Raw genomic sequence first — 26,357 nt, forward strand, 5'->3', positions numbered from 1 at the left:
GTGAAGCTGTAACGAAGCCCTCCGCGGCGGCGAAATGGGAGCATGACCCGCCGTAACGGAGACTGCTTCCCATGACCGGATTGAAGACAAGGATCGGCAAAGCGCTGCTTGCCGGCGCGATGCTCGCCGCGACGATGGGCGCCGCTGCCGCGCAGCCGCTCACCGTGGTCGAGCTGTTCACCAGCCAGGGCTGCTCCTCCTGCCCGCCGGCCAATGCCAACCTGATCAAGGTCAAGGACCAGCCGGGCGTGCTGGCGCTGTCGTTCAACGTTACCTACTGGGACTATCTCGGCTGGAAGGACACTTTTGGCCGCAAGGAATTCACCGACCGCCAGGTGACCTACGAACCGCCGCTCGGCCATGACGGGCCGTTCACGCCGCAGGTGGTGGTGAATGGCCACGCCGATGGCGTCGGTGCTCGGTCGGGCGAGATCCAGAGTCTGATCGCCAAGGGCGGCCGCACGCAAGGTCCGGACCTTTCGCTTGGGCAGGGCAAGGTCAGCATCGGCGCCGGCAAGGCACCGGGCGGCGGCGCCGACATCTGGCTGGTGCGCTACAACCGGGGCGTCGTCGAGGTGCCGGTGGCGCGCGGCGAAAACACCGGACGCACGCTGCCGCATGCCAATGTCGTGCACGCGCTCACAAAACTCGGCAGCTGGAACGGGCAAGCGACCACGCTGCCGCTGCCGGCGGCCAGCGGCGGACTCAGCACCGCCGTGCTGGTGCAGGCGCCGCGCGGCGGGCCGATCCTGGCCGCGGCCGTCAACTGACTTTTCTTTCTCTTCGCGCGGGGCCGTGAAAAGCGGCAACGCATAACCCCGGCCCGCTTCCGCGCGCCAAAACCCAAGGAGACTATCCATGACCAAGTTCCTCACGCTGCCGGCGCTCGCCTTCGCGCTTTGCGCTTCCGTCTTCGTTGCCGGCGCCCGCGCCGACGACACGACCAATGCCATGAAGCCGGCCGACGCGATGGCGACCGACGCCATGAAACCGGCGACGGACGCCATGAAGCCCGCCGATGCCATGAAGCCCGATGCGATGAGCACCCAGGCGATGAAGCCGGCCACGGATGCGATGAAGCCTGCCGACGCGATGAAGCCGGCAACGGATGCCATGAAGCCGGCAACCGACGCCATGAAGCCGGCGGACACCACCGCTCAGTAAGGGTGGGTCGAGCTGCCCCTCACCCGGCCTCCGCTTCGCTCGGCCGACCTCTCCCCGGTGGGGAGAGGAGACTTTCAGCGCCGGCGCTCTCTTCTCCCCTCGGGGAGAAGGTGGCCGCGAAGCGGCCGGATGAGGGGGAGCGCCGTCGGCGGTTACACACCGCCGCACGGCAAAGTGAGAACCCCTTGGCGGCTTCATTCGTATATAGTGAAACAACAACAAGGAGACCCAACATGAACGGCATTGAAAAGAAAGCCGCGCGGCGGCCATTCCTTGCCAAGAGCGCGCTGGCGGCGCTGGTGCTCAGCGCGGCGGCGGCCGTCTTCTGGCGGAGCCCGGCCCGCTCGGCCGAGGACGCGGTGGTGATTCCGCCGCCGGCGATGGACGAAAAGGCGGCGAGCGGCAGCGAGAAGGCGATCTTCGCCGGCGGCTGCTTCTGGGGCGTGCAGGGCGTGTTCCAGCACGTCAAGGGCGTGAGCAAGGCGGTTTCGGGCTACACCGGCGGCAGCGCCGAAAACGCCGTCTATGAGGTGGTCGGCTCCGGCCGCACCGGGCATGCGGAATCCGTCGAGATCACCTACGATCCGTCGAAGGTCACCTACGGCCAGCTGCTGCAGGTCTATTTCTCGGTCGCGCATAATCCGACGCAGCTCAACTACCAGGGGCCGGATTCGGGCACGCAGTACCGCTCGACGATCTTCGCCGAGAATGACGAGCAGAAGAAGGTCGCCGAGAGCTACATCGCCCAGCTCGACAAGGCCAAGGTGTTCGGCAAGCCGATCGTCACCACGCTCGAAACCGGCAAGACGTTCTACCCGGCCGAGAATTACCATCAGGACTTCCTGACGCTGAACCCGACCTATCCCTATATCGTCTACAACGACCTGCCCAAGATCGAGAATTTGAAGTCGCTGTTCCCGCAGCTTTACAGCGAGAAGCCGGTGCTCGTGCTGGCCTCCAGCAAGAGCTGACAGACAGGGATTTCGATCGTCGGGTATGTTTGCGTCGGCAGGTGGCATGCCTTGGCGATTGGCCGAAACGCCCATCGCGATCGTCATCCACGGGCGGAGCAAGGAGCGCAGCGACGCAGCGCAGACCCGAGGATCCATTCCGTGACGTCCGAGCGCTGCAGCGGTGCGGAATTCTGCTCCGCTGCATTCCACGGCTAAGGTCACGGAATGGATTCCAGGGTCTACGCGACGCCGCTTCGCGGCTGCTCCGCCCTGGAATGACGAGGTTGGGCTGGCTTCTGCCAATCCGCGGCGTTTGCGCCGATTTCACGGTAAGGAACGGTGAAAATCCTGCCCGCCGACAAGCGGCCACCTAGCCGCTCGCACTTTGTTTGCTGGCAAACAAACCGCGATGTGAAGCAGTTCATAGAGTTATACTTGACGCTGCAAAACATTGACATCCGATCTTCTGCCGCCACATAATCATCGCCGTCACCCTTTCGAAATTCTGTTTCGGCTGATCCGGAGCCCTGCTTCCGGCGCGGAGAACTGTTGGCTGCATTGATGGGCCGGACATGCCGGTGCCTCATCGTGGAGGAACGATAGATGGCCATCGACATAAAAGTTTCCGTCTACACCAATGGCGACGACGCCTTCGTCGCCTGGGCGCCCAGCGACTTCATCGCGGGATGCCGGGGCTTCCTTCTGGAGCGCGGCCGCAAGGTCGGCGCGACCGAGAAGATCGAGCCGGTGGAGAACCGTGTCGGCTTCACAAAGGACAAGCCGAAATCGGGTGACCACCGGCCGTCCGACGTGTGGCCGTTCCAGCGCTTCAACTGGACCGACCATGCCGCCGATGTCGGCAATGTCGTGCGCTACCGGGTGACCGCGATGATAAGCGCCGGCCCCGGCAAGCCGCTGACCAAGGGCGCATCGAGCGACTGGACGGACTGGAGGACGCTTGCCACCGACGCCGGCGGCGGTTTCTCCTGCTATTTCAACCGCGGCCTGGTGCTCTCGCAATTCGTTGCCCGCTACATGGCCAAGAACAAGCTTTCGCCCGCGGCCTTCAAGAAAAGCCTGCAGACCAATGGCGACGCCAAGTTCCGCGCTTTCCTCGAGGGTGATCTCGGGCTGCGCATGGTCGGGCTGACGCAAGGCGCCGGCGACGAATTGCATGCCGCGCTTTACGAGCTCGGCGACGCGACGCTGGAGACGGCGCTGATCGGGCTTGGGCCGCGGCTCCATCTCATCCTCGCCAACGGCTCCGACAAGAGCGGCGACGGGAACAAGGACGCGCGCAAGAACCTCAACGACCACGGCATTGCGACCATCGACCGGATGCTGAAATCGAAAGGCCTCGGCCACAACAAGTTCGTCGTCGTTTCGGAAGGCGGCGAGCCGAAGATGGTGTGGACGGGCAGCACCAACTGGAGCACGACGGGCCTCTGCACGCAGGTCAACAACGGCCTTCTGATCGAGGACGCGGCGGTCGCGGAGCATTACCGCAAGCATTGGGACCTGTTGAAGGATGCCTCCCCGCCGACCACCGATCCCGCCAATTTCACGCCGGCCCTGATGGCCGACAACGACGCGCCGAAAACCTTCTCGGTCGGCGCGGCCAAGGCGACCGTGTGGTTCACCCGCACCTCCGACGGGGCCGACATGGACGCGCTGCGCGACGTCATCACCTCGGCCAGGCAGGCGGTGCTTTTCCTGATGTTCACGCCGGGCAAGCAGGGGTTGCACACGCTGGCCGGCCAGCGCGCCAAGGAAAAGGGCATGTATGTGCGCGGCGTGGTCTCGACGCTGAGCGCGGACGAGGGCGGCACCGAACAGAATTTCCTCGACATCGACCTGGTGAGCAGCGACCGGACGTTCACGCCGGACCGCTATACGGTGGCGCAGCCGCAGGGCCTCGACGCGCCGCTCGGGCCATGGATCGCCGAGGTCAACCGGCGCATCTTCCTGTCGCAGATCGGCCACGCCATCGTGCACTCGAAGATCCTGGTGACCGACCCGCATTCAAACGACTGCGTGGTGGTGACCGGCAGCCACAATTTCTCGGCGCCGGCGAGCGAGAAGAACGACGAGAACCTGGTGATCATCCGCGGCCACAGGAAGCTCGCCGCCGCCTATGCCACCTACGCGATGTCGGTCTACAGCCACTACCGCTACCGCTCCTACATCCGCGAGATGCAGGCGCAGGGCAAGACGCCATGGAGCTATCTGGACGACGACGACACATGGCTGAAGACGGAACTCAGGACCAAGGCGCAGGAGATCGCGTTCTGGACCGAGCAAGGTTAAGTCCTTCTCCCCGTTTCACGGGGAGAAGGTGTCACGAAGTGACGGATGAGGGGCAGCGCCGGCGTTTGTGATATAGGCATCTCCCGAAAAGCGCACCGTTTGCTTGCCAAGTTAGCGTCGCCCCTGATTGCCCTGCCCATCCTTCGCCGCGGACGGGTATACCTGGTCGGGCAGGACCGTCAGTTGGGATGTCACTGTCCAGAGCTGTCATGAGCGGCATCGATTAACGGTTTGCATAAAACGGCATCCGACCTATATCAGGTCACAATTTCCAGCCGGCCGTTTTTCAGCATGTCATCCATCATCTCGATCTCCGGTGTCACGAAAACCTATGCCACCGGCTTCAAGGCGCTGAAGGAAATCAATCTCGACATCGAGCGCGGCGAGATCTTCGCGCTGCTCGGCCCCAACGGCGCCGGCAAGACGACGCTGATCTCGATCGTCTGCGGCATCGTCAACCGCTCGTCGGGCAGCGTCAGCGTCGACGGCCACGACATCGGCAAGGACTATCGAGCGGCGCGCAGCCTGATCGGGCTGGTGCCGCAGGAGCTGACCATCGATGCCTTCGAGACTGTCTGGGCGACGGTGAACTACAGCCGCGGCCTGTTCGGCAAGGCGCCCAACAAGGATTTCGTCGAGAAGGTGCTGCGCGACCTCTCGCTGTGGGACAAGAAGGATTCGAAGGCGATCACGCTGTCTGGCGGCATGAAACGCCGGCTGATGATCGCCAAGGCGCTGTCGCATGAGCCGCGCGTGCTGTTCCTCGACGAGCCGACGGCCGGCGTCGACGTGGAACTGCGCCAGGACATGTGGGCGATGGTGCGGCGGCTGCGCGAAGACGGCGTCACCATCATCCTGACCACGCATTATATCGAAGAAGCCGAGGCGATGGCCGACCGCGTCGGCGTCATCAACAAGGGCGAGATCATCCTGGTCGAGGGCAAGGCCGAGCTGATGCGCAAGCTTGGCCGCAAGCAGATGAAGCTGGAGCTGCGCGCGCCGCTTGCCGCCATGCCGGACGGCCTGTCGCGCTACGCGCTGGAGCTGTCCACGGACGGCAGCCAGCTCACCTACACCTACGACAACCAGAGCGACCGGCCGGGCGTCGCCTCGCTGATCCGCGACCTCGAGGCGGCCGGAATCCAGTTCCGCGATCTCGACACCAAGAACAGCTCGCTCGAAGAGATCTTCGTCAATCTTTTGAGGCAAGAGCCATGAACCCCCGCGCGCCCATGAATCTTCGTGCAGTGTGGGCGATCTACCGGGTGGAGATGGCGCGTGCCTTCCGCACGGTGCTGCAGAGCATCATCTCGCCGGTCATCTCGACATCGCTTTATTTCGTCGTCTTCGGCTCGGCCATCGGCTCGCGCATCACCGAAATCGACGGCATCAGCTACGGCGCCTTCATCGTGCCCGGCCTGATGATGCTGTCGCTGTTGACGCAATCGATCTCGAACGCCTCCTTCGCCATCTATTTCCCGAAATTCGTCGGCTCGATCTACGAGCTCCTGTCGGCGCCGGTGTCCTATCTGGAGATCATCATCGCCTATGTCGGCGGTGCGGCGACAAAATCGATCATACTCGGCCTGATCATCCTAGGCACGGCGGCGCTGTTCGTGCCGCTGAGGATCGAGCATCCGTTCTGGATGATCGCCTTCCTGGTGCTGACGGCGGTGACCTTCAGCCTGTTCGGCTTCATCATCGGCATCTGGGCGAAAACCTTCGAGCAGCTGCAGCTGGTGCCGCTCTTGATCGTCACGCCGCTCACCTTCCTCGGCGGCAGCTTCTATTCGATCCACATGCTGCCCGGCATCTGGAAGACGATCACGCTGTTCAACCCGGTCGTCTACCTGATCAGCGGGTTCCGCTGGAGCTTCTACGGCAAGGCCGATGTTTCGGTCGGCGTCAGCCTCGGCATGACGCTGGTGTTCCTGGCCGTTTGCATTGCGATCGTGGCGTGGATCTTCAAGACCGGGTACCGGTTGAGGAACTGACGGGGACCGACGTTGGTCGTCGCTGTGGTTCCAGGAAAATCCGAAATGCCGGCGGGACAGCACCCCCTCTGCCCTGCCGGGGGTGTGAAAGATCGCGGCGCCTAGTGATTCTTCTCTTGGTAGCTCCGCTAGATCGCCTTGATCAACCGCAGCAGGCCGAGCATCTCCACGAAGGTCCCCTTGCGGAACGCGATATAGGTCGGCTCCTCGACACCGTGGAAGCGGCGCTTGAAGGCTGCCTGGCCCTGCAGATTGAAGCGCGAGCGGTTGACCCAGGGCGACTGGTAGGCGCGCTGGAAGGCGCCGCGCCAGAAATCCGACTCGGCAAAGCCGCTCGGCTCGATATCGAGCAGCGGCGAGAGGCCGAGCGTCACCTCCGAGATGCCCTCCTCGCGAAAGCGGTCGACAGCGAATTTGGTCAGGCCGATTTCGGCATGCGGCGTCGCGTCGACCTGCTTGCGCTTGAAGGAGGTGGTGTAGCCGATCACCTTGCCGTCGCGGAACAGCGGGTCGAAATCGAGGATGGCGAGAAGCCGGCCTTCAGGACTGTGCAGGAGGAAGCGGCGCATGTCGGCGCCGATCTCCTCGGAAAAACGGCGGTTGAGGAAACCCATCTCCCAGCGTTTGATGATGCGCTCGCGGCGCCAGTCGGCGGAAAGCTGCTTGATCTCGTCCTGCAGCACGTCACCCTTGCCCTCGGCGAGGACAAAGCCCTTCTTTATCAGCCAGCGCTCGGAATAGCGCACGGTCTCGTTGCGCTTGCCGGAAAAATCATGCGCCGGCAGCTGCAGCCTGGTGTCGATGCCGAGGCGATTGACCTGGTAGCCGAGGCCGGCCAAGACCTTGGCCGTGTCGGCACCGATCTGGACGAACCAGGGGCCGCCGGCAGCCTCGACGAAGCGCTTGATGTAGGCCGGACGGTAGGCCGGATCGGCCACCGGATCGCCGAGCGCGAAATGACGGCTCATCTTGGTGCCGAAGGCGATATAGCCGTCGCCATCGCTGAAATAGGACAGTTTCTGCTGCACGGCCGTGGAATAGGCGAGCGAGAAATCGCCGTGGCGGCGCACCAGCGCCAGGCGTTCAGCATCGGTCAATTCGCGCCGCGGAACCTTGGGCGCCACGGCGTCGAGAAGCCTGTCGAAATAGATGCGCAGGGGCGCCATGAGCTCCGCGTGCCGGTGGATAGGAGGACCCCCAGCGCGACCGCTGTGGAGGCCCGAATCGCTGACGCGACCGAATTGCCGCCCACGTCGCGCCAGCGCGATATAGGATGCAATTGGCGGCGAATGAAGGGCAAATGTCCGAAAGCGCCCGCTGCCGCCCATCGCGGCTCGAAGGCGCCTTCGTCATCCACGGGCGGAGCGGGAGCGAAGCGGACGCGCAGACCCGAGGATCCATGCCGGGACTCCAAGGCGCTGCAGCGGTGCAGAATTCTGCTCCGCTGCACCCTACGACCAAGGGGCACGAGCCCCAGGGCCTCGCGACGGAGCTTCGCTCCTGCTGGGATGACGACGCTGGGGAGGCTCCGCTGATCCCCAACATTTGCGATGGTTCTTTCGACCGACGCCTTCGTTAAAGCGCGTCGCGCTGAAACGGATTCAGGTGACGCGCTTTAAGTCCTTGTTTTTATGCATGTCGTTGTCCCAGAACCGCGTACACTTCTGGGCGACATGCATTAGACCGCGATCTTGCCGCCGCCCTGTTTCGTGATGGCGACGACGGACGGACGCACCGGCATGTCGGGCTTGAAATCCGGCCAGCGGGTCGACGGATCCTCGTAATAGGAAGGACGGCCAAAGCCTTCCCAATCCTCGCCGCCATCGCCCGGATGCTGCACGGCGACAAAGGCTGTCTGGTCATCCGGCGCGAACAGCGGGCCGCACATTTCGGCGCCGATCGGCACGCGGAAGAACAGTTTTGAGGTCGCCCGCGCGGCCCCTTCCGTGTCGACGGCCCACAGACCGTCGGTGCGGCCGGTGGCTTTCGGGCCCTGGCCGTCGGTGGCGACCCACAGGCGACCGGCGGAATCCACGGCGCAGTTGTCGGGCATGCCGAACCAGCCATGGGCGGTGGTCGCGGTCGAGAAGGTGGCGCCGACATCGGCAACGGAAGGATCGCCGCATTTCAACAGCACTTCCCACTTGCCCTTGGCTGCGGCGAAATCACCGCCATCCTCGATGATCTCGATGATATGGCCGAAGGCGTTTTCGGCGCGCGGGTTGGCGGCGTCGACCTGGTCGGCCTTGCGCTTGGTGTTGTTGGTCAGCATGACATAGACCTTGCCGTTGCCGGCATTCGGCTCGATGTCTTCCGGCCGATCCATCTTTGTGGCGCCGAGCAGGTCGGCGGCGCGCCGTGTCTCGATCAGCACGTCAGCCTGGGAAGCAAAACCATTCTCCGCAGTCAGCGGACCCTCTCCGAAGACGATCGGCATCCATTCGACCGAACCGTCCTCGGCGAACTTGGCCACATGCAGCGTGCCGTCGTCGAGCAGGTCCATGTTGGCCGCGCGGTCATTGGGATTGAACTTACCGGCGGTGACGAATTTGTAGACATAGTCGAAACGCTCGTCGTCGCCGAGATAGAAGACGACCCGGCCGTCCTTGGCGACGATCGATTCGGCGCCCTCATGCTTGAAGCGGCCCATGGCGGTGCGCTTCCGCGGCACCGAGTTCGGGTCGTTGACGTCGACCTCGACGATCCAGCCAAAACGGTTCGGCTCGTTCGGCTCCTTGGCGAGGTTGAAGCGGTCGTAATGCGCGCCCCATTCATAGGCGCCTTCCGGGATGCCGAGACGCTTGTAATTGGCGGCTTCCTCGTGGCCCTCCGGCAGCTCGCCCGAGAAATAGCCGTGGATGTTCTCCTCGGCCATCACATAGGTGCCCCAGGGCGTGACGCCGCCGGCGCAGTTGTTGACGGTGCCGATGACCTTGGCGCCGGACGGATCGGCATTGGTCTTGACACGGTCATGGCCGGCGACCGGGCCGGAAAGCGCCATTTCGGTGTTGGAGGTGATGCGGCGGTTGAGCTTGCCCTCGCGCACCACCTGCCACTTGCCAGCCTCCTTGCGGATCTCGACGATGGTGCCGCCATGCGCGGCCATCTCCACATCGACCTGCTCCTTCGAGAGCGGCGCGACCTCGGCAGCCTTCTTGCCATCCTTCTCGACGACCTTGACGATGCCGGGGAACATCAGATGCGGGTTGGTGTATTCGTGGTTGACGACCAGGAGGCCATGTTCGGCGGAGCCGTCGATCGGGATATAGCCGACATAATCGTTGTTGTAGCCGAACTGCCTGGCCTGGGCCTCGGCCGACTGTTTTGCCGGATCGAATTCCGGCGAATCGGCAAACAGCGGATCGCCCCAGCGCAGCAGCACGTCGGCATCATAGCCCGGCGCGACATGATGCTTGTCGTCGATGCCGGCCTCGAGCTCGTCGAATTTGAAAGCGGAGCCTTCGGCGGCGCGCGCCTCGTCGGCGGCGACCAGCGCCAACGGGCTGACGGTGGCGGCGATGGCCGAGACGGCCAGCGAGCCCATGAGGAAACCACGGCGCGAGAAACGCGCGGCGATGATCTCGCCCATGGTGCGGTTGTCGGTCGGGTTGACGGGCGGGCCGTCATTTTCCTCGAGCTGGCTGGTGCGGAAGCGGGTCTCAGGGGTCACGGTCATATGGTTTCCTCTGGCTTCTTGAGGTGGCTGGGATTTTCACCTTTCGACCTCTAAAGCGCGCCGATCACATTTTCGTGACATCGCCGTGATCAAATCGCAATAGTTGTTTGCCGGCTGATGAGTTTGCCTTGGTTTCGGATGCGCCATCCGTGATCGAGCGGCACCCTGCTTCGATCCCCTCGTGAGCGCGCACGGTCCGTCGCGATCAGCTTGACGGCTTCACCCGCTTGCGAAACAAGGGCTGCAGCCGGCGTGGCGACGGCGCTTCAAAAGGGGACGGCAAGGTGAGTTTCTGGGGACTGGCGCAGCTTGGCGCCTCGACGGTGATGTTCCTGCTGGCGGCAGCGGCGGCCAAGCAATGGGGGCTGGCGCCGAGCCTCGGCAAAATGCTTTTGACGCTCGCCCTCTATTCCGCCGGCAATCTGATCATGCTCAGGCTGGTGCGCGAGTTCGGCATGTCAGTGTCGTTCAGCCTGTCGGCGGTGATCCAGCTGGTCTCGGTCAATGTCGTGGCGCTCGCCTTCTTCGGCGAGCGGCTCAATGCGCTACAGGCGACCGGCGTGGCGCTGGCGATCGCCGCGGTCGCGCTGATCACGCTCGGGCCCTATATGCAGAAGCTCTAAAAGCAATTCCAGGAAAAGCGTGAAGCGGTTTTCCGTCCGGAATTGCGTTAGATACCAGAACAAGGCCTTTGATGAAGTCATCCGTCGGCGCACTGCTCACCAAGATCGAATTCCCCCTGCTTCTGGCCGGCCTGGTGATCGCCGGCGGGATGTGGGGATTCGTGGAATCGATGGAGGCCGCGCGCGCGACGACGCCGCACGCCTTCGATACCGAAATCCTGCTTGCCTTCCGCCATGTCGGGCAGCCGGACAGCCCGATCGGCCCGGCCTGGCTGCAAGGTGCTGTTCGCGACGTCACCGCCCTCGGCAGCACCGTCGTGCTGGTGCTGATCACGACGGCGACGATCATCTACCTGCTTTTGATCCGCAGGCCGGGGACGGCGCTGTTCGTATTCGCTGCCATAGCCGGCGGGCAAGTGCTTTCCAGCCTGCTCAAGCTCGAGGTCGACCGGCCGCGGCCCGATCTCGTCTCGCATCTGGTCAACGAGACGTCGCTGTCCTTTCCAAGCGGGCACGCCATGCTGTCGGCGGTGACTTATCTGACGCTCGGCTCGCTCGCCGCGCGCTTCCTTCCGGACCGCAGGACGAAAATCTTCGTGCTTTGCCTTGCCGTGCTGATCACCGTGCTGGTCGGCACCAGCCGCGTCTATCTCGGCGTGCATTGGCCGTCCGACGTGCTTGCCGGCTGGTGCGCGGGCTTTGCCTGGGCCATGCTGTGCTGGCTTGCGGCACGCCTGCTGCAGCGACGCAATATGGTGGCCGACGGTGACGATGTTTAATGCATGCAAAATGATGCTTGAGACATTGTAATATTTACAATATGCATCTTTTATAGAGTCAGAGATGGATTCCGGCCGATGATCACTGCCGCACAGATGCGCGCCGCGCGGGCGTTGACCGGCATCGACCAGAGGACGCTCGCCGAGCGAGCCGGAGTCTCGCTGCCGACGATCCAGCGCATGGAAGCAAGCGCCGGGGTCGTCAGGGGCGTGGTCGACACGCTGATGAAGGTCATCCAGGCGCTCGACGAGGTCGGCGTGGAGCTGATCGGCGAGAACCAGGCCAGCGAGCGCGGCGGCAGGGGCGTGCGGCTCAAGATCACCGCGGCGCAGAACCCGCAAGGCTGAGCCGCCAAGCCGCCCGCAATCCAGACAGGCTGGCAGGGATCGGACGGACGCAATGAGCGGCTCGCGTCGGGCCGAGGCGGCTTCAGAATGCCACTGCAGTGCATAAATCCAAAACGTCGGCGGGACAGCCCTTCTGTCGCGCCAGCGTTTCAAGGCTTCTCCACCGCCGCACGGCTCAATCCAGTGACAGCGCCACGATCTCGCCTTCGCCCATCAGCGGCACAAAGATCCGCTTGCCGTCGGTGCCGATGTCGGCGCTGCCCGGCTTGAAGCTGGCGACCGCCTGCGGCGCGCCACCAGGCTTGTAGCTGTAAAGCGTGCCGGTCATGTAGGCGGTGGCGTAGATGGTGTCGCGAATAGCGATGACACCGTCGAGGTCGGCGAATTCTTCAGCGCCCGGCAGCGGTGCGACCTTCTTGGTGGCGAGGTCGACCGACAGCAGGCCGCCCGGCTCCGCCGTGCTGAAGTCGGGCTTGATGCCCTTGCCCCAGGAAGCGACGATCAGCCTGCCGCCATCGGCGAACACACCATTGGGCGAGGCCAGCAGCGCATCCTTGACGAACAGTTCCGGCTTGTCGCCGTCGATGCGGTAGATCGTGTCGGCCAGCATATCACTGACATAGACCTTGCCCGCGCTGTCCTGCGTCATGTCGTTGAGAAACACGGCGCCCGGCACCTCGATGGTGGCGACCAGTTTCCCACTGGCGAGATCGACGACGCGCACCTTGGTGATGTCGGCGGCGTAGAGCTTGCCTCCCGAAATCGCCATGCCCTTGGGTGCGTCCAAGCCGTCCACCCAGTGGCGGGTGACGACCTTGCCGTCCATCGACAAAAGCGACAGATAGCCATTGCCGTCCGCATCGCCGGGATTGCCGGCGATGTTGGAGACGACGATGCGGTTGTGGTCGGCATCGACAAGCGCGGATTCCGGCTGCTCGAAGCCGGTGGCGCGCCAGAGTTCGCCGGCCTGCGCGACAGGCACGGCGGCAGCGGCAATGGCGGCGAAGAGGGTTGAAGCGACGAGGTGTTTCATGGGTGCTCTCCTGTGATGACAGCGGAGAGCTAGAATTTTCGATACTTTCCTGGAAGCCGGAACAAGACTAGTATCGCAATTCAATACGAATTCGCATGAACGAGGCGCATTCCATGAACGGTCCGATCTTCGAGGCGCTGAAACGGACGCTCAAGGCCAAGGGCCTGACCTATCGCACGCTGGCCGAGCGCATGGGCATTTCCGAGCCGACGGTGAAGCGCATCTTCCATGAGCGGAACTGCAAGCTGGACCGGCTGATGGAGATCTGCGCCGCGGCGGATGTCGAGCTGGAGAACCTGCTCGGCGCGATGAACCGGGGGCCTGGTCCGGCCAACCGCGTCGCGCCGGAAATCGAGCGCAGGCTGGCGGCGCGGCCGGCGCTGCTCTTCGTCTTCATCATGCTGTCGGAGAAATTCACGGCCGAAGGCATCATGCGCTCGCAAGGCCTGAGCGAAGCTTCGATGTTCCTCTATCTGCGCGACCTCGAGGAACTCGGGCTGGTGGCGCTGGGGCGCGGGCTGTCGGCAAGGTTGCTCGTCGACACGCCGATCCAGTGGGATTTCGAGGGGCCGCTGAAGCCGCATTTCGAGATGACCAACAAGAACTTCATCGGCTGGGCGATCGGCCATATGGAAAAGGCCGCGACCTTCATCAGCTTTTCCAGGCGGATGCGGCCGGAAACGGCGGAAATGCTGCGACGCGAGGCCGAGGAGCTCGCCGAACGCGCCAGGCTGCTTGCCCATCACGACCAGCACACCACGCCGGAGGACCAGCTCACCGGCTACAAATGGACCTTTGCCTTCGGGGCGACGCCGTTTCCGGCGATCATGCCGATCGGGCCGCACCCGAGGGATGCCGGGGCGGCCGACCGGCGCGCCGCTCCTGCAAAGGGACGTCGTCCTTTGCCGGCCTGACACGGCCAATCGTCCCGAGCAGTATTGCATCTGGCGGCTGAGCTTGTCGCGCACCACTCCGACGGCACAGAGTCATGATAGAGTTCGCGCACTGATTGCCAGATTGTAGCGGGCGGGTTTGCCGAATGCGTGACACGTCCCTGTCAAATCGAAGTGACCCTATGCCGACCGCGCCAACACTTGAACTTCGCCGCTATTCGCGCCTGAAAAATTTGCGGGAGCGCGCAGAACGCCAGGGTGCTGGATTGCAGTTCTGGGCGCGTACGGCATCGCTCGCCGTGATCTCCTGCTTCTTTTCATTGATCAGTCGCTGGGATGCCTCGCTGCTCTTCGTGCTGGCGGGCCTCGTGCTGTTCCAGCTCGTCGGCCTGAACCAGTTTCTCTTTGCGCGCCGTCGCACGGCGCCATGGTGGATCGGTTACCTCGTCGGTACGCTGGACATCATTCTGTTGACCGTTCTGCTGGTGACGCCCAACCCGTTTTCCCTGGAGGTCGCGCCGGCCGCGATGCAACTGCGCGAGGGCAGCTTCAAATTCCTGCTGATTTTCGTATGCCTTGGCGCGCTGACCCTTTCGACACGATTGGCGCTCTATCTCGGCGCGCTCGCGGCCTTGACGTGGGCGATCGGGGTGGGATGGGTGATTTTTCATCCGGGAACCGTCATTCCGGCGACGAACCTCTATTCGCTGCCGATGACGGAGCGACTGAACCTCTATCTCAACCCCAACTTCGTCGATACATTCGCGCAGGCGACCAACGTGTTGGTTGTGTTGATTATCGGCGCGATCATGGCGCTGGTCGTCTATCGTTCCCGACATCTGTCGGAAGACTATGTCAAGGCAGAGCGCGCCCGCGCCAATCTCGCCCGGCATTTTTCGCCCAATGTGGTCGACCAGCTCGCCACGGATGACGAGCCCTTCGGCCCGGTCCGCCGGCAGGATATCGCGGTGCTGTTCGCCGACATCGTAGGCTTCACACACTATTCCGAGGATCATCCGGCCGAAGCAGTGTTCGAACTTCTGCGTCAGTTCCACCGTCGCATGGAGCAGGTCGTTTTCGACCACCATGGCACCGTCGATAACTATATCGGCGATTGCATCATGGCGACATTCGGGGTTCCGCAAACCAGCCATGACGACGCGACTCGGGCCATCCAGTGCGCTGAAGCGATGGTCGCCGCCCTCGAAGCATGGAATGTGCAGCGTGTGTCCAGGGGATACCCGCCCCTGGACGTTCGGATCGGTGCGCAATATGGCGCAGTCGTCATCGGCGCGGTCGGCAGCGAGCGCAATCTGTCCTTCGCGGTGGTGGGTGACACCGTCAATGTCGCCAGCCGTTTGCAGTCACTCTGCCGCGAGCTTCAGGCGAATATTTGCTTTGGGTCACGACTGATTGAGGCCGCAAAGGCGGAATCGCCCACGACACAGTTGAATGCGCGCGATCATGGGCCCGTGAGTATCCGCGGCCGGGACGAACCGGTCCATGTCTGGGTCGAGCACAGAGCCGAAGACCAAGGCGCTATTGCGGTTTCGGCGTGATACAGGCCGCCATGCGAAACGCCTGCACCTCGGCCGGATAGCGGGCGGCCGCGCCATAGGGCATGTCCTGACCTCAGGCCGAAAGCCATCACGTGTCTGAGGCGATTGCTCCAGTCTTTGCGGCTGCGGCGTCTGCGCTTGCCTTGTCTTCCCAGGTCACCGCCCGGTAGTCGAAACCATACTCCAGCGTCGGCTTGACGATGCGGAAATAGGGCGACAGGTCGAAGTCGCGTGGCGTGTACAGCGAGTGGTGGCGGATGTGCAGGATTTCCCGTCGCATATAGTTCGACTGCGCCGAGGCGCGACCGGGCGCACGGGCGATCTCGGGCAGGATCGGATAGCGGACCTGGCCATAGGCTTCGGCGATCAGCGTAGAGCAGATCGCCCTCGTCGGATCGCCGGAGCCGAATGCCAGCATCCGGCGGCGCCAGCGCACCGGCACCGGCGGCGCCGGGAGGAAAAACCGCAGCATGTCGAAAATGTTCTTGAGGTCGTATCTCAGGCCGAGCTTGCCGATCATGAAGGTAACGACCTTGTCGCGATCCTCGGGAGTGAGCCCGCTCGCCCGGCAGATGCGTGTATTGTAGGTTCGGTAGCGCGAGAGCGGTACGGCGACGCAACCTTCGCCGAGCGTGACCTCGATCAGGCGTGGCCGCTCCGAACCGTCATCGGGCTGCGGCAAGGCATCACCGACATAGAAGGCCGCATGCGACCAGGTCGACTGGGTGAGATACTTGATCACCGCCGATATTTTTTGGTTGCCTTCGATGAGCAGGATATCGCCGGGTTGTAGCGTACGGCGCAGTGTTTCGGCATCGGATGGCGTATAGGGCTCATAGCCCGAAGATTCATCCTGCAGCCGGCCGGCGAGCCAGCGGCCAAGTCGATCCAGAAGGGTGTCGGCCGGCGCAGTCATGCCAGACGCCGATTAGCACAGGCCCGCCACTTAGGCCATGATCAGGCCGCTTTTGCTTCTTCCTGGGGTCCGGCGAGATCGTCGCGCGCCTTGCGGGCAAGTTTTTTGGCCGAGCGCTTGGGGCTGTCGCCGAACAGGTCGGCGGCATCGGCTAGGCAGGCCTTGGCCAGGCTCTTTTCGGAACGCTTCAACAGCTTGCTCAGAAGCCTGGTCTCGTCGGCGGGGCCGAGCGGCTCGCCTTCGGCGGCGAGCAGCGCGCGCATGACGAAGACGTCGTGCAATTCGCCGAGCTGTTCGCCGAGCTTGTCGACCGCCTTGCGGCGCGCCTTGATCGGCGTCGGCCACAGGCGGCCGAGCAACGACAGATGCATGGAATGCGTCTTGGTTGCCTTGCGCAGGTCGTGAAAATCGTCGCCCTGGCCGCGCGACTCCGCCTTGTCCAGCGCTTTCTTGGCCCGCCGCAACGTGGCGCGGGCGCCGTCGGCCAGGATGTCGGCGGCCTGCTCCGGCTGATCGGGCAGAGCCAGCCGGTCGATGCGCTCCAGGCCCTCCCGGCAAGCGGCTATTGCCGCATTGATGGCGGCGTCGAGGCCAGGACCGGCATGGAGTTCATGCTGGCGCAGCACCAGCCGCTCGCGCACCGGGTCGAGACCGCCGCCGGCCGATTGCTCCGGAAAGGCGTCGGCCAGACGGTCGACGGTTTCGATCAGCGCGGTCGCCTCGCGTGGGCCGGCGAGCAGCGCCGACACCTGCTTATAGCATTCGTTCTCGGTCTGGCAGAACGGTTCGTCCCCGGAACGAACCAGGCGCAGCAAGGCGCGCACGCTTTTCAGCCGCTTGCGGCATTTGTGCAGCCCCTGCTCCGGCTTCTCGCGCGCCGTCTCAAGATGGCCGATTGCCTTGCCGATCTCGTCGGTCAATATGCGCCTGACCTCGCCGGTCAGCGGCAAGCGCGGATCGATGCGGAAGCTCATGCGGCGATCTCCGGAATCCCCCCGAGGGCCAGCGACGCGTTGTAGAACCTCGACTCGCCGGTGACCTCGTGACCGAGCCAATCGGGCAGCATTTCGTCAGATACGTCCTCCGGCGTCTCCAGCTCCGCGATCACCAACCCCGCGAGCTTTCCGCCGAAAACGTCGACTTCATAGAGATAGCCGAGGTGTCTAACATGGTGGCGTGTCTTCTCGATGACACGTCCGACGGCAAACGCCATCAATTCCTCGGCCTCGGCGAGGGGGATCGAATATTCGAATTCGTCACGCTCGCGCGCCCTGTCGCCGAACTTCAGCGTCAAATTGGCTGAGCGGCCATCGCTGATGCGCACGCGCACCGTGCGGCCGGGCTGGGCTGCGACATAGAACTGACGAATGCGTATCTCCGCCTCGACCTCGTCGCGCCAGGCGGGACTGGAGACCAGGAACTTACGCTCGATTTCCTTGCCCATGGCCACGCACTAAAGCCTGTGAGGGTCGAGAAGGCAAGCCGAGTCGGGGGTCAAATTTGACTTTAATCAATCGATTGATTAAACTTGGAACATGAATAGGCAACCAGGCGTAAAAAGGCAGCAGCGCGAGGCCACCACCGCCGATCAAACGCGCGCGGCGCTTGTGCATGCGGCGCTCAAGCTGTTCGGGCGGCAAGGTTTCGACGGCACATCGACGCGCGAGATCGCGGCGGAGGCCAAGGCCAATATCGGCTCCATCGCCTATCATTTCGGCGGCAAGGAAGGCCTGCGCGCCGCCGCCGCCGACCATATCGTCGACACCATACAAGGGATCGCCGGCCAGGCGCTGGGCGGCGCGCAGGTAGCAGCGCCCCTGGACCCGGAAGCAGCCCGGGCCCAGCTTTTCGCGGCACTTGAGCGGATGGTGGGCTTCGTCGTGGCCAGTCCGCAGGCCGGCGAGATCGTACAATTCGTACTTCGCGAGCTGTCGCATCCGACCGCGGCGCTCGACCGCATCTATGCCGGCGTGTTCGAGCCTACGCACCGGCGGCTGTGCCATATCTGGGAGCAGGCTACCGGCGAGGCGGCGGAGAGCGAGGCAACCCGGCTCACCGTTTTCACCATGATCGGCCAGGTCATCTATTTCCGCATCGGCCGCGAGGCAGTGATGCGCCGGATGGGCTGGCGCGAGATTGGCAATGCCGAGGCCGCCAAGGTGGTGGCGGTCACAACCGACAATCTCAGGGCAATGCTGGCAGCACGCAGACCGGCCGTCGGCAAGAAGGGCAAATCATGAGCTTTCTCTGTTCGCTGCCGCTCGCGGCCCAGCTGTTCGGCGCCTGCGCACCGGCCGCGCCTTTAGCCGTCGGCTATGTCGAAGGCGAATATGTGCTGATGGCGCCGATCGAGGTGGCCCAGGTGGCGACGGTGACGGTCAGGCGCGGCGACCGCGTCGAGAGCGGCAAGGCGGTGGCGACGCTCGAGGATGCCGACGCCAAGATCGAGGTGGCGCAGGCGCAGGCCGCCCTTGCGCAGGCGCAGGCGCAGCTTGCCGACCTGCAAGTCGGCAAGCGCCCCGAAGAAATCGCGGCGCTCAAGGCCGAGGTCGACATGGCAAAAGCCCAGGCCGCCGATGCCAAGCGCAAATATGACCGCTCGAGCGACCTCTATAAACGCGGCACCGGCACCCAGGCCGATTACGACACCGCCTCGGCCTCGCTGGAGACCGCCACCGCCCAGGTCGGCCAGGCGGAGGCCAACCTCGCCGTCGGCAATCTGCCGGCGCGGTCCGAGACCATCAAGGCCGCCGACAACCAGGTCAAGCAGGCGCGGTCGAGCCTGGAGCAGGCAGAATGGCGGCTGTCGAAGCGGGTGCTGACCGCGCCCTCGCCCGGCCGCGTCAACGACGTCATCCGCAATCCCGGCGACACCGCCGGGCCGACCGCGCCGGTGATCTCGATGCTGCCGGACGGCGCCGTGAAGCTCAGCGTCTATGTGCCTGAAAGCGCGTTCTCGGCGGTCAAGGTTGGCAGTGAGCTCAACGTCCACTGCGACGGTTGCGGGACAGGACTGAAGGCGCGCGTCAGCTACGTCTCGCCCGATCCCGAATTCACGCCGCCGGTGATCTACTCGCTCGAGAACCGGCAGAAGCTGGTCTTTCTCGTCGAGGCGCGGCCGGAGGGCAATGCCGGGCCGCTGCAGCCCGGCCAGATCGTCGATGTCGATCTCGCGGATCTCGGGCAATGAACGCCATCGACGTTCGCGGCCTGGTCAAGCGCTTCGGCGACAAGACCGTCGTCGACCATGTGACGATGACGGTCGCCGAGGGCGAGATTGTCGGCTTCCTCGGGCCGAACGGCTCGGGCAAGACGACGACCATCCGCATCATGTGCGGGCTTTTGACCCCGGACGAAGGCGACGGCACGGTGCTGGGCTTCGACATCCGCCGCGACGCGCTCAGGATCAAACGCGAAGTCGGCTACATGACGCAGAAATTCTCGTTCTACGAGGATCTGACGATCGGCGAGAATCTGGAATTCGTGGCGCGACTCTACCAGCTGAGGCCGGTCGAGCACTACGTGTCGCAAACGCTGCAGGATCTCGGCCTGACCACGCGCCGTAACCAGCTGGCCGGAACGCTTTCCGGCGGCTGGAAGCAGCGGTTGGCGCTCGCCGCCTGCATCATGCACCAGCCGAAGCTGCTTTTGCTCGATGAGCCGACGGCGGGCGTTGACCCAAAGGCGCGGCGCGAGTTCTGGGATGAGATCCATAGGCTGGCCGCCGGCGGGCTGACGGTGCTGGTCTCCACCCACTACATGGACGAAGCCGAGCGCTGCCACCGCATCAGCTACATCTCCTACGGCAAGATGCTGGCCACCGGCACGGTGGATGAGGTGGTGAAGAATGCCGGGCTGACGACCTTCGTTGTGCAGGGGCCACGGCTCGACCAGGTGGCCGAGGCGTTGCAGGGTCGACCCGGCGTCGACCAGGTGGCGCCGTTCGGCGCGACGCTGCATGTCGTCGGTTCCGACAAGGCGGCGCTCGAAAAGGCGCTTGCGGAGGTCGAGAAGGAACACAAGGGCGTGACGGTGACGCCGGGCGAGACCAGTCTGGAAGACGTGTTCATCCAGTTCATGGCTGGCTCGAAGGACAACATGGCATGAAAAATGGCTTGAGAGCGGTCTTCTCCTTCGCCAGGCTCGGCGCGCTCTTGATCAAGGAGTTCATCCAGATGCGGCGCGACCGCATCACCTTCGCCATGATGCTCGGCGTTCCGCTGATCCAGCTGGTGCTGTTCGGCTATGCGATCAACAACGACCCGAAGAGCCTGCCGGCCGCACTTGTGGCGACCAGCAGCGATCCCTACACGCGGGCCATGGTCTCGGCGCTGCAGACCACCGGCTACTACCGCTTCGACCATGTGGCGCAAAGTGCCGAGGAAGCCGAGTTCCTGATGGCGCGCGGCGACGTCGCCTTCGTCGTCACCATCCCCGCCGATTTTGCCCGGCGGGTGGAGCGCGGCGACAATCCGCAGATCCTGATCGAGGCCGACGCCACCGATCCGGCGGTGGCCAGCGGAGCGATCTCGACGCTCAGCACCGTGGCCAGCCAGGCGCTGCTCAGGGCCCAGGGCACTGAGGAGACCGCCAAGGAAGCGGCACGCGGGCAGCTCGATGTCGTCGTACACCGGCGCTACAATCCCGAAGGCATCTCGCAATACAACATCGTTCCCGGCCTGCTCGGCGTCATCCTGCAAATGACGATGGTGATGATGACCTCGATCGCACTGACGCGCGAGACCGAGCGCGGCACGATGGAGAACCTTCTGGCGATGCCGTCGAGCCCGCTGGAGATCATGCTTGGCAAGGTGCTGCCTTACCTGGTGGTGGGCGCCGTGCAGGTGGTGGTGGTGCTGGCGGCGGCGAAGCTTCTGTTTGCCATCCCCTTCATGGGGTCGCTGTCGCTGCTCCTATCGGCGGTGCTGGTGTTCGTGCTGGCGCTGGTGCTGCTCGGCTATACGATCTCGACGATCGCGCGCACGCAGATGCAGGCGCTGCAGCTCACCTTCTTCTTCTTCCTGCCCTCGATCATGCTGTCGGGCTTCATGTTCCCCTATCGCGGCATGCCGGGCTGGGCGCAGACCCTTGGAGAGATCTTTCCGCTGACGCATTTCCTGCGCATCACCCGCGCCGTCATGCTGAAGAGCGCGGAACTGTCGGCGGTGGCGACGGAGATCGGCTGGCTGGTGGCATTCGTGGCGCTGTTTGCCGGCGTGGCGCTGGTGCGGTTCCGGCGGACGCTGGATTGATTCGGAAGGGTTCGCGCGCACAAAAGCCGAAGGCCGGAGGGACAGCACCCCCCTCTGGCCTGCCGGCCATCTCCCCCGCAAGGGGGGAGATTGGCAGCTTCGTCGCCGGACATCTCTTTCAGACGCGGAAAATTGCCGAAAGCGCGGATGACGGCTGATCTCCCCCCTTGCGGGGGAGATGTCCGGTTTACCCTCCGAAGCTGCGGCGTAGCCGCCGCGGAGGATGGGCAGGACAGAGGGGGGTGTGAAGGATCGCGGCGCTTCCTGCGCGGAGGTCGCCGCAGCGCTCCTACGCCGCCGCCATGATTTCCGCATAAGTGCTGAAATCGACATTGCCGCCGGACAGCACCACGGCGACGCATTTGCCGGCGAGGTCGATCTCGCCGGAGGCGAGCGCGGCAAGCGCGACGCAGCCGCCCGGCTCGACCACCAGCTTGAGATGGGCCATGGCGTCGCGCATCGCCTGGGCGACCGCCTTGTCGGAGACCGCGATTGCGCCGGCGAGATTCTTGCGGTTGATCTCGAAAGTGATCAAGCCCGGCTCGGCGGTGAGGATCGCATCGCAGATCGAGCTGTGGCCGGGTTCGTTGGCGACCCTTTCGCCCTTGGCCAACGAGCGGCGCGTGTCGTCGAAATGTTCCGGCTCGACGGCCCAAACCGCGGTTTGCGGCGAGGCGTCCTTGACGGCAACGGAGATGCCGCTCGACAGGCCGCCGCCGCCGCACGGGATGACGACGGCGTCGAGCGCCACGCCGAGCGCTTTCGCCTGCCGCATCAGCTCCAGGCCTATCGTGCCCTGGCCGGCAATGATGGCCGGATCGTCGAAGGGCGGCACCAGCGCCATGCCCTGTTCGATATAGGGGCGCACGACCGTCATGCGGTCGTCCTTGAAGCGGTCGAACGGCACGACCTCGGCGCCCATCCTGCGGACATTGCCTATCTTAAGCGCCGGCGCGTCGGCCGGCATGGCGATGACCGCCTTGACGCCGAAGATCGCGGCCGAGGCCGCCACGCCTTGCGCATGGTTGCCGGATGAAAAAGCAACGACGCCATGGCTGCGCTCTTCTTCGCTTAAGCACGACAGCTTGTTGTAGGCGCCGCGGATCTTGAAGGATCCGGTGCGCTGCAAAGTCTCCGGCTTGAACAGGATGCGGCCGCCATAGCGCTTGTTGAGCTCGGGCGATTCGATCAGCGGCGTTTCGACGACCAGCCCCGAAAGCCGCTCGGCGGCGGCGCGGATGTCGGAGATGCCGGGTGGGATGAGCATGGCGGGCCTCGCGGAAGATCGGGGCCGCTATCGTGCACGGAAATTATCCCGGCGCGCCAACGAAAAAATGTGATGGAGACAATGTTGGGGTTATAGCGTCCGCAATTTTCGATGTCTCGGCCGTCCACCCCCCTCTGCCCTGCCGGGCATCTCCCCCTCAAGGGGGGAGATCGGATGTCGCACAGGCTTTCGCCAATCTTCAGCGTTGCAGGATTTGCGATAGGGTCAAGCGGCTAATCTCCCCCCTTGAGGGGGAGATGTCCGGCAGGACAGAGGGGGGTGCTTCGCGCCGACGCTTTGAGGACTCACCCCAGCAGCGTTTTCGTCCGTTTGCTGCCGCCGAGCTTGCGCCAATTGTTGAAGCGGTGGGTGGCGGCGGCGAAGGATATCTTCATCTGCTGGGAAACCGTGTAGCGCGATTTGCCTTCGTCGAACATGCGGTAGCAGCACTCCGCACCTTCCTCGGTCAGCTTGCCGTCCGGCGTCTTGTTGTGCGGGTTGGCCGGGTCGAACTTTTCGAGCTGTTCTTCGACAAGGCCCTTCAGGCGCTGCAGGTCGGCCTCGATGCTGGCGATGAGATCGAGAATGGGTTTCGGGTCGAATGCGTGCGGCGGCTTCTTGTCCGTCATACCGGGCTTCCTTCAATTTCGGCTGTCGCCAGTGATATAAGCAAACATTCGGCAATAATGAAGAGGCGGGTTCCGCTGGATCACCCATTTGCGGACGCGGCCGGCGCCGTTCGCAATTGACGTCCGGCAGTCGAAATCTTAGTTTAGAACAATTCTAAACTAGAGTGATCCCATCATGCTTTCCCGTGTTTTCGGCTTCGGCCGCCGTTCGTTCGATTCCCTGTCGGAGCAGGAGATCCTGGCGCTAGCGATCTCCTCCGAGGAGGATGACGGTCGCATCTACCGCGCTTATGCGGACGGGCTGGCGGAAGACTTTCCGCAATCGGCCAAGGTGTTCGAGGCGATGGCCGAGGAGGAGGATGGCCATCGCGATTCGCTCATTGAGCTCTACCGCAAGCGCTTCGGCGAGCGCATTCCGCTGATCCGCCGCGAGCATGTGAGGGGTTATTACGAGCGCAAGCCCGACTGGCTGGTGAAGCCGCTCGGCATCGAGCATGTCAGGCGGCAGGCCGAAGCGATGGAGCAGCAGGCCTATCGCTTCTATGTCGAGGCGGCCAAGCGCACCACCGACGCCTCGACGCGCAAGCTGCTCGACGACCTCGCCCTGGCCGAACAGGGCCATGAAAGCTCTGCGCATCAACTGGAACAGGAGCATGTACCGGGCGAGATCAAGATCGAGGAAGCGAGCGCCGAGCAGCGCCAGTTCATCCTCACCTATGTGCAGCCGGGGCTGGCCGGGCTGATGGACGGATCGGTGTCGACGCTGGCGCCGATCTTCGCCGCGGCGTTTGCCACGCATGACACCTGGCAGACGCTGCTGGTTGGCCTCGCCGCCTCGATTGGCGCCGGCATATCGATGGGCTTTACCGAGGTCGCCTCCGACGACGGCAAGCTGTCGGGCCGCGGCTCGCCGATCAAGCGCGGGCTGACGGTCGGGCTGATGACGACATTGGGCGGGCTCGGCCACGCGATGCCCTATCTCATCCCTCATTTCTGGACGGCCACGGCGGTCGCGGCCGTGGTGGTCTTCTTCGAGCTCTGGGCGATCGCTTTCGTCCAGAACCGCTACATGCAGACGCCGTTCTGGCGCGCGGCCTTCCAGGTGGTGCTCGGCGGCGCGCTGGTGTTTGGGGCCGGCGTGCTGATCGGGAATGCGTAGGGTCATCTTTCCCTTCTCCCCTTGTGGGAGAAGGGAGAGCCGCGCTTTACCCATTCACCGCGCGGCTATCCTGAGGCGCCTCCGCCCTTTCCGTGAGCCCGTAGTCGCGCACGACATGGGCGATGCGCAGACGGTAGCCGGCAAAGATGCCGCCGCGTCCCGCCTTCTGCGCCTGCCGGTGCTCCTCGGTGTTGCGCCAGGCCTTCACCGCTTCCTCGTCGCGCCAGAAGGACAGCGACAGCATCCGCTTGGGATCGGCAAGGCTCTGGAAGCGCTCGATCGAGATGAAGCCGTCTATGCCGTCGAGCAGCGGCCGAAGCTCGGCAGCGATGCCGAGATAGGCATCGCGCTTTCCTTCCGCCGGCTCCACCTCGAAGATGACTGCGATCATGCTTCTATCCCTTCGCTCACCGTCACGTCGGTCTTGAAAACCTGCCTTGGGCCGTGCGGCCCCGACACCAGCTTCAGGAAGACGCGGTCTTCCTTGAGGATGAATTTCTCGCGCCGCGCGAACTCATAATTTGCCTTGCCCGCCGGGTCGGCGGCAAGCCGCGCGCGATAGGCTTCATAGGCCGCGAGGCTCTCGATGTTGTAGGCGGCATAGGCCGTGGTGGCCGAGCCTTCATGCGGCGCGTAATAGCCGATCAGGTCGGCGCCGCAGCGCGGAATGGCCTGGCCCCAGGCCCGCGCATATTGTTCGAAGGCCGCCTTGCCGAACGGGTCGATCTCGTAGCGGATGAAGCAGGTGATGGTCATGTCGGTCTCCTCGTCGGTTGGCTTTGGACGGCGATGCTTCGACCGCGGTCGAAGCATCGCTTATGCCGGTGTGTTAGGCATTCTCCTGTCAGGAGGGTTTGCCTGGGCTGCTTGAGCTCGCCTCAGAATAGTGCTTCCTTGACGGGAATGCTTCGATGGAGATCGAACCATGCGTGAAGGACCGGACATCGCCCGCATCGCCAGCCTGGTCGGCGATCCGGCGCGTGCCAATATGCTGAATGCGCTGATGGGCGGCACGGCGCTGACCGCGTCCGAACTGGCGCTCGAAGCCGGCGTGTCGCTGCCCACCGCGTCCTCGCATCTGTCGAAGCTGATGGATGGCGGGTTGCTGACTTTGGCGAGCCAAGGCCGCCATCGCTATTACGGCCTCGCCAGCGCGCAGGTGGCCGGCATGATCGAGGCGATCATCGGTGTCGCCGAGGCGGTCGGTCCCAAGCGGGTACGGCCCGGCCCGCGCGATGCGGCCATGCGAGTGGCGCGGGTCTGCTACGATCACCTCGCCGGCGAACAGGCGGTGGCCATGCTCGACCGGCTCTTCGACAAGAAACTTTTGCTGCGAGAGGACAGCGAGATCAGGCTCTCGTCATCCGGCGCTTCGCATTTTTCCACGCTCGGCATCGAGATCCATGCCAAGGCCAGGCGGCCGGTGTGCCGCGCCTGCCTCGACTGGAGCGTGCGGCGCTCGCATCTCGCCGGCACGCTGGGCGCGGCCATCCTCGACAAGATCATCGCCGAGAAATGGGCGCGGCGCGAAAAGGACAGCCGCGCCGTGGTGTTCTCGCCGAAAGGCAGGCAGGCGTTCGAGAGGGTGTTTCTGGCTTAAGGGCTGCGCGGCGCAACGACACCGTTGCAATGCCGGCGCGAGGCACCCCCCTCTGCCCTGCCGGGCATCTCCCCCGCAAGGGCAGGGGAATCGCATATGGCTTTTTGGGACTTGAAGTTGGGCTAGGAAGAGATTCTTTGGGCAGGCAGTCGAACTGAGGAGAGACTGCCATTTCGAGCCTAGAGAGCTATTTCGGCGCGCTGCC

At 64.1% G+C, this 26,357-nt stretch carries 27 protein-coding genes; 17 read left to right on the top strand and 10 right to left on the bottom strand.

The annotated features are described in order from the left end of the window. Positions 1–71: 71 nt before the first annotated feature. The 6 genes from RFM98_RS26480 (at position 72) to RFM98_RS26505 (ending at position 6,418) form a co-directional block, all read left to right on the top strand. A complete protein-coding gene (locus RFM98_RS26480; RefSeq protein WP_320311555.1) occupies positions 72–770 on the top strand; it encodes a DUF1223 domain-containing protein in 699 nt (232 codons plus the stop codon). Between the two features lie 88 nt (positions 771–858). Next, complete coding sequence (locus RFM98_RS26485; RefSeq protein ID WP_320311556.1) at positions 859–1,164, top strand: hypothetical protein; 306 nt, start codon at positions 859–861, stop codon at positions 1,162–1,164. A gap of 233 nt (positions 1,165–1,397) precedes the next feature. Next, positions 1,398–2,135, top strand: coding sequence for a peptide-methionine (S)-S-oxide reductase MsrA (gene msrA / locus RFM98_RS26490; RefSeq protein WP_320311557.1), 738 nt, complete (start codon positions 1,398–1,400; stop codon positions 2,133–2,135). Positions 2,136–2,720: 585 nt separating this feature from the next. Next, positions 2,721–4,424 carry a phospholipase D-like domain-containing protein gene (locus tag RFM98_RS26495; RefSeq protein ID WP_320311558.1) on the top strand — a complete coding sequence of 568 codons (1,704 nt, stop codon included), beginning with the start codon at positions 2,721–2,723 and terminating at the stop codon, positions 4,422–4,424. Positions 4,425–4,715: 291 nt separating this feature from the next. Further along, a complete protein-coding gene (locus RFM98_RS26500; RefSeq protein WP_320311559.1) occupies positions 4,716–5,642 on the top strand; it encodes an ABC transporter ATP-binding protein in 927 nt (308 codons plus the stop codon). Positions 5,643–5,656: 14 nt separating this feature from the next. Next, entirely contained in the window at positions 5,657–6,418 is a 762-nt protein-coding gene (locus RFM98_RS26505; RefSeq protein WP_320311560.1) for an ABC transporter permease, read from the top strand. Between the two features lie 128 nt (positions 6,419–6,546). Here the strand turns inward: RFM98_RS26505 and RFM98_RS26510 are convergent, their stop codons facing one another. Next, positions 6,547–7,584 (bottom strand): phosphatidylglycerol lysyltransferase domain-containing protein, encoded by a 1,038-nt coding sequence (locus RFM98_RS26510; protein WP_320311561.1) that lies wholly within the window; start codon positions 7,582–7,584, stop codon positions 6,547–6,549. A 512-nt stretch (positions 7,585–8,096) separates the two neighbouring features. Next, positions 8,097–10,094 (bottom strand): PhoX family protein, encoded by a 1,998-nt coding sequence (locus RFM98_RS26515; RefSeq protein WP_320311562.1) that lies wholly within the window; start codon positions 10,092–10,094, stop codon positions 8,097–8,099. Between the two features lie 284 nt (positions 10,095–10,378). On the opposite strand from RFM98_RS26515, the gene RFM98_RS26520 reads away from it, so the two are divergent. From RFM98_RS26520 to RFM98_RS26530, 3 genes are all read left to right on the top strand, one after another. Next, the gene (locus tag RFM98_RS26520; protein ID WP_320311563.1) at positions 10,379–10,717 is read left to right on the top strand and encodes a hypothetical protein; all 339 of its coding nucleotides are present in this window, start codon (positions 10,379–10,381) and stop codon (positions 10,715–10,717) included. Between the two features lie 71 nt (positions 10,718–10,788). Beyond that, complete coding sequence (locus RFM98_RS26525; protein ID WP_320311564.1) at positions 10,789–11,496, top strand: phosphatase PAP2 family protein; 708 nt, start codon at positions 10,789–10,791, stop codon at positions 11,494–11,496. A 78-nt stretch (positions 11,497–11,574) separates the two neighbouring features. Then, positions 11,575–11,844, top strand: a complete 270-nt coding sequence (locus RFM98_RS26530) for a helix-turn-helix domain-containing protein (protein ID WP_320311565.1) — start codon at positions 11,575–11,577, stop codon at positions 11,842–11,844. Between the two features lie 175 nt (positions 11,845–12,019). Here RFM98_RS26530 and RFM98_RS26535 read toward each other — a convergent pair whose 3' ends face one another. Then, complete coding sequence (locus tag RFM98_RS26535) at positions 12,020–12,877, bottom strand: SMP-30/gluconolactonase/LRE family protein (protein ID WP_320311566.1); 858 nt, start codon at positions 12,875–12,877, stop codon at positions 12,020–12,022. Positions 12,878–12,990: 113 nt separating this feature from the next. On the opposite strand from RFM98_RS26535, the gene RFM98_RS26540 reads away from it, so the two are divergent. Both RFM98_RS26540 and RFM98_RS26545 read left to right on the top strand, forming a co-directional pair. Next, a complete protein-coding gene (locus tag RFM98_RS26540; RefSeq protein WP_320311567.1) occupies positions 12,991–13,791 on the top strand; it encodes a helix-turn-helix domain-containing protein in 801 nt (266 codons plus the stop codon). A 161-nt stretch (positions 13,792–13,952) separates the two neighbouring features. Continuing rightward, positions 13,953–15,329: an adenylate/guanylate cyclase domain-containing protein gene (locus RFM98_RS26545; protein WP_320311568.1), complete on the top strand. Its 1,377-nt coding sequence runs from the start codon at positions 13,953–13,955 to the stop codon at positions 15,327–15,329. A gap of 88 nt (positions 15,330–15,417) precedes the next feature. On the opposite strand, the gene RFM98_RS26550 is transcribed toward RFM98_RS26545, so the two are convergent. Genes RFM98_RS26550 through RFM98_RS26560 form a run of 3 tightly spaced genes read right to left on the bottom strand, consistent with a single transcriptional unit; the run spans position 15,418 to position 17,689 of the window. After that, positions 15,418–16,245: a C40 family peptidase gene (locus RFM98_RS26550; protein ID WP_320311569.1), complete on the bottom strand. Its 828-nt coding sequence runs from the start codon at positions 16,243–16,245 to the stop codon at positions 15,418–15,420. A gap of 41 nt (positions 16,246–16,286) precedes the next feature. Continuing rightward, positions 16,287–17,219: a CHAD domain-containing protein gene (locus tag RFM98_RS26555; RefSeq protein ID WP_320311570.1), complete on the bottom strand. Its 933-nt coding sequence runs from the start codon at positions 17,217–17,219 to the stop codon at positions 16,287–16,289. Next, on the bottom strand, positions 17,216–17,689 hold the full coding sequence (locus RFM98_RS26560) for a CYTH domain-containing protein (protein WP_320311571.1): 474 nt from the start codon (positions 17,687–17,689) through the stop codon (positions 17,216–17,218). Before RFM98_RS26560 ends, RFM98_RS26555 begins: the two co-directional genes overlap by 4 nt. A 91-nt stretch (positions 17,690–17,780) precedes the next feature. On the opposite strand from RFM98_RS26560, the gene RFM98_RS26565 reads away from it, so the two are divergent. The 4 genes from RFM98_RS26565 to RFM98_RS26580 are packed head-to-tail and all read left to right on the top strand — an operon-like array spanning position 17,781 to position 21,497. Further along, positions 17,781–18,485, top strand: coding sequence for a CerR family C-terminal domain-containing protein (locus RFM98_RS26565; protein ID WP_320311572.1), 705 nt, complete (start codon positions 17,781–17,783; stop codon positions 18,483–18,485). Next, a complete protein-coding gene (locus RFM98_RS26570; RefSeq protein ID WP_320311573.1) occupies positions 18,482–19,435 on the top strand; it encodes an HlyD family secretion protein in 954 nt (317 codons plus the stop codon). Before RFM98_RS26565 ends, RFM98_RS26570 begins: the two co-directional genes overlap by 4 nt. After that, positions 19,432–20,352: an ABC transporter ATP-binding protein gene (locus RFM98_RS26575; protein ID WP_320311574.1), complete on the top strand. Its 921-nt coding sequence runs from the start codon at positions 19,432–19,434 to the stop codon at positions 20,350–20,352. Before RFM98_RS26570 ends, RFM98_RS26575 begins: the two co-directional genes overlap by 4 nt. A gap of 8 nt (positions 20,353–20,360) precedes the next feature. Continuing rightward, positions 20,361–21,497 (top strand): ABC transporter permease, encoded by a 1,137-nt coding sequence (locus RFM98_RS26580; RefSeq protein WP_320311584.1) that lies wholly within the window; start codon positions 20,361–20,363, stop codon positions 21,495–21,497. Positions 21,498–21,786: 289 nt separating this feature from the next. On the opposite strand, the gene RFM98_RS26585 is transcribed toward RFM98_RS26580, so the two are convergent. Next, positions 21,787–22,764 (bottom strand): threonine/serine dehydratase family protein, encoded by a 978-nt coding sequence (locus tag RFM98_RS26585; RefSeq protein ID WP_320311575.1) that lies wholly within the window; start codon positions 22,762–22,764, stop codon positions 21,787–21,789. Between the two features lie 305 nt (positions 22,765–23,069). Beyond that, complete coding sequence (locus tag RFM98_RS26590; RefSeq protein WP_320311576.1) at positions 23,070–23,393, bottom strand: hypothetical protein; 324 nt, start codon at positions 23,391–23,393, stop codon at positions 23,070–23,072. Positions 23,394–23,568: 175 nt separating this feature from the next. Between RFM98_RS26590 and mbfA the strand changes: the two genes are divergently transcribed. After that, positions 23,569–24,552 (top strand): iron exporter MbfA, encoded by a 984-nt coding sequence (gene mbfA, locus RFM98_RS26595; RefSeq protein WP_320311577.1) that lies wholly within the window; start codon positions 23,569–23,571, stop codon positions 24,550–24,552. Positions 24,553–24,598: 46 nt separating this feature from the next. On the opposite strand, the gene RFM98_RS26600 is transcribed toward mbfA, so the two are convergent. Both RFM98_RS26600 and RFM98_RS26605 read right to left on the bottom strand, forming a co-directional pair. Next, positions 24,599–24,943, bottom strand: a complete 345-nt coding sequence (locus RFM98_RS26600) for an antibiotic biosynthesis monooxygenase family protein (protein WP_320311578.1) — start codon at positions 24,941–24,943, stop codon at positions 24,599–24,601. Beyond that, positions 24,940–25,308 (bottom strand): NIPSNAP family protein, encoded by a 369-nt coding sequence (locus tag RFM98_RS26605; RefSeq protein ID WP_320311579.1) that lies wholly within the window; start codon positions 25,306–25,308, stop codon positions 24,940–24,942. The genes RFM98_RS26600 and RFM98_RS26605 overlap by 4 nt, the downstream gene beginning before the upstream one ends. A 169-nt stretch (positions 25,309–25,477) precedes the next feature. Between RFM98_RS26605 and RFM98_RS26610 the strand changes: the two genes are divergently transcribed. Further along, complete coding sequence (locus tag RFM98_RS26610; RefSeq protein ID WP_320311580.1) at positions 25,478–26,152, top strand: ArsR/SmtB family transcription factor; 675 nt, start codon at positions 25,478–25,480, stop codon at positions 26,150–26,152. Positions 26,153–26,357: the final 205 nt, after the last annotated feature.

The sequence above is a fragment of the Mesorhizobium australafricanum genome (assembly GCF_033977265.1).
Lineage (GTDB): Bacteria > Pseudomonadota > Alphaproteobacteria > Rhizobiales > Rhizobiaceae > Mesorhizobium > Mesorhizobium australafricanum.